A 6000-nucleotide genomic window follows, 5' to 3' on the forward strand; every position below is an offset into this window, starting at 1 on the left:
GCTCGCCACTCCCATAGGACTCCGCCGGTATCGATTGTCGCGAGGGTTCGACGCCCTCGGCGCGAGAGCCGTGTGGCATTGCCGAAACGCTTCAGCGCCGAGACCCGGCCTAACGTTGACAGGACTGTAACGATGTCGCGTCGCTGCGAACTCACGGGCAAGGCCGTCCAGGTCGGTCACCTCGTGAGCCACTCGAACCGGAAGACCAAGTGCCGGTTCCTGCCGAACCTCTGCAACGTCACGCTGCAGTCGGATGCCCTCAACCGCCGCGTCCGCCTACGCGTGACCGCCCACGCGCTCCGCTCGGTCGAGCACCGCGGCGGCCTCGACGCCTTCCTCATCAAGGCGCGCGAGATCGAGCTGTCGCAGACCGCCCGTCTGCTGAAGCGCGACATCGAGAAGAAGCTCGCCGAGACCGCGGCGCCCGCCGCCGCGTAAGGGGCTCGGGCCGCCTCCCGGCCGAACGTCTTCTCAAATTGAATCGGAAGGCCACCGGATGCGCGGATCGCGCCCGGTGGCCTTTTCCGTTCGACAAGGCATCCGCGTCCGATGACGGCGCTCACCCTCATCATCCCGATCTTCGGCCTCGTCCTGATCGGCTGGCTCGCCTCGCTCACCAAGATCATCTCCGAGCGGGTCGGCGACGGCCTGTCGGAATACGTCTTCGCGCTGGCGGTGCCGGCGCTGATCGTCTCGACGCTGACGCGGCCGGGCCTGTCGGGTGAGATCGCCTGGGGCTACTGGGCGAGCTATTTCGGCGGCGTCGCGATCGCCTGGGCCGCCGGCTCGCTGATCGGGCGCCGCACCGAGGGCGTGGACCGGCGCGGCGCGGTGCTGCACGGCTTCGCCGCGAGCCAGTCCAACACCGTCTTCGTCGGCGTGCCGATGATTCTCCAGGCCTATGGCGAGGCCGGAGCTTTCCCGCTCTTCATGCTGCTCGCCGTCCACCTGCCGCTGATGATGGGCGCGGCCACCTTCCTGATCGAGTCGGAGGGCAGCCGGCCCCTGCACCACCGGCTGACGACGCTCTGCCTCGTGCTGGCCAAGAACCCGATCTTCCTGGCCCTCGTGGTCGGCATGGCGATGAAGGCCGCGGGACTCTCGTTCACCGGCATCCCCAAGGCGCTGATCGACGCGCTCGGCGGCACCGCCTCGACCTGTGCCCTGATCGCGCTGGGCGCCGGGCTGACCCGCTACAAGGTGCTCCACGATCTGCCGGGCGCCAGCATCGTGGCGGCCCTGAAGGTCGGGCTGCACCCGCTCGCGGTCTACCTGCTGGCCTTCCACGTCTTCACCATGCCGCCGGCCTATGCCGGCGTCGCGGTGCTGTTCGCGGCGATGCCGGTGGGCATCAACGCCTATCTCCTCTCGATGCGCTACAAGAGCGAGCAGGGCCTGGTGGCCGCCGCCGTGCTCGTCTCGACGCTGGCGGCGACCGCGACCACCATCGGCTGGCTGATGCTGCTCGGGCGGGGGTAGTTTTCGGACACCGCTCAATCCAACCCTCACCCTCATCCTGAGGTGCCGTCGCGCAGCGGCGGCCTCGAAGGATCCTTCAGGAAACGCGAGAGATCTGGAGGATCCTTCGAGGCCCGCTGACGCGGGCACCTCAGGATGAGGTGGTGGGTGGGACGCCCGCATGTGTGTACGTTTCCGCAACGCCGGATCTAGACGGCTGCGTTGACCCCGGCTCCCCCGCTCCATAGGTTGCCCGCTCTCGCGCCCCGGCCCGATCGGCCGGCGCGGCGCCCGTCCTGAACCCCGAAAAGTCCTTCGATGTCCGCGCCCCTCCGTCTCGACTCCGATATCCTGGAGGCCGCCGCCTCCGCCGCCGCCTGGCCCTTCGAGGAGGCGCGCAAGCTCGTGGCGCGGCTGGAGAAGACGCCGAAGAGCGAGGTTCTGTTCGAGACCGGCTACGGCCCGTCGGGCCTGCCGCATATCGGCACCTTCGGCGAGGTCGCCCGCACCTCGATGGTGCGCCACGCCTTCCGCGTGCTGACGAAGGACGCGGTGCCGACCCGGCTGATCGCCTTCTCGGACGACATGGACGGACTGCGCAAGGTGCCGGACAACGTGCCGAACCGCGAGCGGCTGCGCGAGGCGCTCAACCTGCCGCTGACCAAGGTGCCCGACCCGTTCGGCACGCATGAGAGCTTCGGCCATCACAACAACGCCGAGCTGCGCCGCTTCCTCGACGCCTTCGGCTTCGACTACGAGTTCCGCTCGGCCACCGCGTGCTACACCTCGGGCGTCTTCGACGACGCGCTACGCCTCGTGCTCGATCGCTACGACGCGGTGATGGCGATCATGCTGCCCTCGCTGCGGGCCGAGCGCTCGGCGAGCTACTCGCCGTTCCTGCCGATCCACCCCGTCACCGGCCACGTGATGCAGGTGTCGATCGACGAGGTGCGCCCGGGCGCCGGCACCATCGTCTGGCGGGATCCGGAGACGAACGAGCGCTACGAGACGCCGGTGACCGGCGGCCACGCCAAGCTGCAGTGGAAGCCGGACTGGGCGATGCGCTGGGTCGCCCTCGGCGTCGATTATGAGATGGCCGGCAAGGACCTGATCGATTCGGTCAAGCTCTCGGGCCAGATCGCGCGGGCGCTGGGCGCCGAGCCGCCTGAAGGGTTCAACTACGAACTCTTCCTCGACGAGAAGGGCCAAAAAATCTCGAAGTCGAAGGGCAACGGCCTGACCATCGACGAGTGGCTGACCTACGCCACGCCCGAGTCGCTCGCTCTGTTCATGTACAACAAGCCGCGCGAGGCCAAGCGCCTGTTCTTCGACGTGATCCCGCGCCACGTCGACGAGTACGACAACTTCCTGGGCCGCTTCGGTGGTCAGGAGGCGAAGCACCGGCTCGGCAACCCGGTCTGGCACTTGCACGCGGGCGATCCGCCGGCCGTCGAGACCATCGACGAGGCCGGCACGACCCTGTCGTTCGGCATGCTCCTGAACCTCGTGGCGGTGGCCAATGCCGAGGACGAGGCGGTGCTGTGGGGCTTCATCCGCCGCTACGCGCCGAATGTCGGGCCGGAGACGCATCCGAAGCTCGCCGGCCTCGTGACGCGGGCGCTCGCCTATTACCGGGACTTCGTGCGGCCGCAGAAGCAGTACCGCGCCCCGACCGACGAGGAAGCCGCGGCGCTCCGCGACCTGTCCGAGACGCTCGCCGCGCACGAGGGCTCGACCGATCCGGAAGGCTTGCAGGCGGTCGTCTACGAGGTCGGCCGGCGCCACTTCCCCGACCTCTCGGGCAAGGCCAAGAGCCCGGACGGGCGGCCCGGCGTCTCGAAGACGTGGTTCGCCTCGATCTACAACGTCCTGTTCGGCGAGGCGCAGGGGCCGCGCTTCGGCTCGTTCATCGCGCTCTACGGCGTCGCCGGCACCCGCGCGCTGATCGAGAAGGCGCTGAGCGGCGCGCTGGTGGCCGAGCACGCGGCGTTCCTGGAGAACCGCAAGGCCGCGGCGGCGTGACGAGGAGACGGGGCGGCATGGGAAGGATGAAGGCGTTGGCAGGCATCCTCGGCATCCTCGCCGCCCTGTTCGGGAGTTCGGCCTCCGCGCAGGTGGCGCAGGGCATCAAGGCCTACGCGCGCGGCGACTACCCGGCGGCGATGCGCGCCTTCGAGGCCGGGGCGGCGAAGGGTGACAGCCAAGCCCTCTACAATCTCGGCGTCGCCTATGCCGAGGGCCGTGCCGTGCCGGCCGACCCCGCGCGCGCCCTCGACTTCTACCGGCAGGCGGCGGAGGGCGGCAGCGTGCTCGCCGCCTTCAACCTCGGACAGGCCTATCGCAAGGGGCAGGGCGTCGGCGCCGACCCGGCGCAAGCGGCGCGCTGGTACGAGCGCGCGGCCAAGGGCGGCCACTACAAGGCCGGCAACGAACTCGGCATCCTCTACATCGAGGGAAAGGGCGTGCCGCGCGATCCCGTCGAGGGCATGGCCTGGATCTATCCGGCGACCCACGCCTCGATCATGGACGAATCCGCCATGGCCAACGCGATCCAGGCGGCGAGCATGCTCGACCGCGCGCAGATCCAGGAAGCCCAGGCGCGCGGCAAGACGTATTTCCAGCGCTACATCGCGCCAAACCGGGCGGTGGTGCGGGCGCTGTCGGGGGGCTGAGCTACGCCAGCCGGTTCAAAGCCGCCAGATCGCGGATCACGACCGACCTCAGATCACGAGAAATCAGCGGGTCGGATCTTGATATTCCCTCGAGTTGGCTCGAAGGCGATGTCCGCAGCGCCGGGCGAGTCCAGGGCGTCGGCGATGCTTCGCCGCCGACCGGTCGGTGGCCGCGTCCCCGCATCGAGCTTTGCCGCCAGCCCGATGCCGATGGCGTAGGCCAGCACGTTCCAGACCGAGAAGATACGCCCGAGTAGCAATTGGCCCGCAAGCGTCAGGCGGAAGGCGTCGAGTCCCGGTGTATGGACGAGCCGGAACAGCTCGACCAGCACCGCGACGGCCAGCGCCACGGCGGCGAGCCGGATGGGTCGGGCAGCGGGCCGGACGAAGGCGACGAGCCCGTAGACCATCGCGCCCCACAGCACCGAACCCGCGTATTTGACGACCTCCCTCGGCAGGCCGAGCGGCAGAAAACGCACGCCGACGCCCGCCGCGATCACGATCAGGACGGCGAGGAAGAGGCGAAGGCGGCGGGATCGCAGGTGAGGCATCGCGGAACGGCGGTTTACAGCGCAGGGGGCGCCCGGTATCACCCCCGGCCACACCGATAGTCGAGTTTCACACCAGATGCGCGCCGAGATCGAGCAGGCCTCGGATGCCGCCAAGCAGTCTATAGGGCTGCTGAGGAGGCATCTTTGACTGGGACACCGTCGATAAACGCCTCGCGGAGCTGAACGCCGCGTCCGAGAACCCCGACCTCTGGAACGATCCGGAGGCGGCGCAGAAGGTCATGCGCGAGCGCCAAGAGCTCGACGAGGCCGTCACCGCGATCAAGAAGCTCGAGCAGGATCTCGAGGACGCCGCGACGCTGATCGAACTCGGCGAGATGGAGGGCGACCAAGCCTCCATCACCGAGGGCGAGAACGCGATCAAGGCGGTCGAGAAGGAGGCCGCGAGCCGGCAGGTCGAGACCCTGCTCTCCGGCGAGGCCGACGGCTTCGACACCTATCTCGAAGTCCATGCGGGCGCCGGCGGCACCGAGAGCCAGGACTGGGCCAACATGCTCCAGCGCATGTATGCCCGCTGGGCCGAGCGCCGGAAGTTCAAGGTCGAGATCGTCGAGATGACCGACGGCGAAGAGGCCGGGATCAAGGGCGCGACGCTCCTGATCAAGGGCCACAACGCCTATGGCTGGCTCAAGACCGAGTCCGGCGTGCACCGGCTGGTGCGGATCTCGCCCTACGATTCGAACGCGCGGCGGCACACCAGCTTCGCCAGCGTCTGGGTCTATCCGGTGATCGACGACCGGATCGAGATCGAGATCAAGGAATCCGACTGCCGCATCGACACCTACCGGTCGTCGGGCGCGGGCGGCCAGCACGTCAACACGACCGATTCGGCGGTGCGCATCACGCACAATCCGACCGGCATCGTCGTGGCCTGCCAGCAGGAGCGCTCGCAGCACAAGAACCGGGCCACCGCCTGGAACATGCTGCGCGCCCGCCTCTACGAGCTGGAGCTGAAGAAGCGCGAGGAGAAGGCCAACGCCGAGGCCGCCGCCAAGACGGATATCGGCTGGGGTCACCAGATCCGGAGCTACGTGCTTCAGCCGTATCAGCTCGTGAAGGACCTGCGCACCGGCACGCAATCGACCGATCCGGACGAGGTGCTGGACGGCGACCTCGACCCGTTCATGGAAGCCTCGCTGGCACAGCGCGTCTTCGGCGGCGGCGAAGAGGTCGCGGACATCGACTAGGACGGTTTCCGCCTGATCGCTTCGGCCGCCGCCTCTCTCCTCCCCCTTGCGGGGAGGAGGCAGGAGGTGGGGGTGGCTCAGAATGAGGCGGTGCGGTGCCGTCTGCACCACCCC

The 6000-nt window shown here is 68.7% G+C and carries 6 protein-coding genes; 5 read left to right on the top strand and 1 reads right to left on the bottom strand.

The annotated features are described in order from the left end of the window. Window positions 1-132: 132 nt before the first annotated feature. The 4 genes from rpmB (at window position 133) to MFF42_RS05480 (ending at window position 4130) form a co-directional block, all read left to right on the top strand. On the top strand, window positions 133-438 hold the full coding sequence (gene rpmB / locus MFF42_RS05465; RefSeq protein ID WP_017486232.1) for a 50S ribosomal protein L28: 306 nt from the start codon (window positions 133-135) through the stop codon (window positions 436-438). A gap of 111 nt (window positions 439-549) precedes the next feature. Then, window positions 550-1479, top strand: coding sequence for an AEC family transporter (locus MFF42_RS05470; protein ID WP_238254862.1), 930 nt, complete (start codon window positions 550-552; stop codon window positions 1477-1479). A gap of 297 nt (window positions 1480-1776) precedes the next feature. Continuing rightward, window positions 1777-3480 carry a lysine--tRNA ligase gene (locus MFF42_RS05475; RefSeq protein WP_238254863.1) on the top strand — a complete coding sequence of 568 codons (1704 nt, stop codon included), beginning with the start codon at window positions 1777-1779 and terminating at the stop codon, window positions 3478-3480. A gap of 17 nt (window positions 3481-3497) precedes the next feature. Then, window positions 3498-4130, top strand: a complete 633-nt coding sequence (locus MFF42_RS05480) for a tetratricopeptide repeat protein (RefSeq protein ID WP_238254864.1) — start codon at window positions 3498-3500, stop codon at window positions 4128-4130. Between the two features lie 53 nt (window positions 4131-4183). Here the strand turns inward: MFF42_RS05480 and MFF42_RS05485 are convergent, their stop codons facing one another. Continuing rightward, window positions 4184-4795: a ribosomal maturation YjgA family protein gene (locus MFF42_RS05485; protein ID WP_306423488.1), complete on the bottom strand. Its 612-nt coding sequence runs from the start codon at window positions 4793-4795 to the stop codon at window positions 4184-4186. On the opposite strand from MFF42_RS05485, the gene prfB reads away from it, so the two are divergent. Continuing rightward, window positions 4758-5886, top strand: a protein-coding gene (prfB, locus tag MFF42_RS05490; RefSeq protein ID WP_096485929.1) for a peptide chain release factor 2 whose coding sequence is annotated in 2 segments (ribosomal slippage) — window positions 4758-4826 and window positions 4828-5886 — 1128 coding nt in all. Because the reading frame shifts where the segments join, the coding sequence is not laid out codon by codon here. The genes MFF42_RS05485 and prfB overlap by 38 nt on opposite strands. The last annotated feature ends 114 nt before the right edge of the window (window positions 5887-6000 follow it).

Source organism: Methylorubrum podarium (assembly GCF_022179745.1).
GTDB lineage: Bacteria > Pseudomonadota > Alphaproteobacteria > Rhizobiales > Beijerinckiaceae > Methylobacterium > Methylobacterium podarium.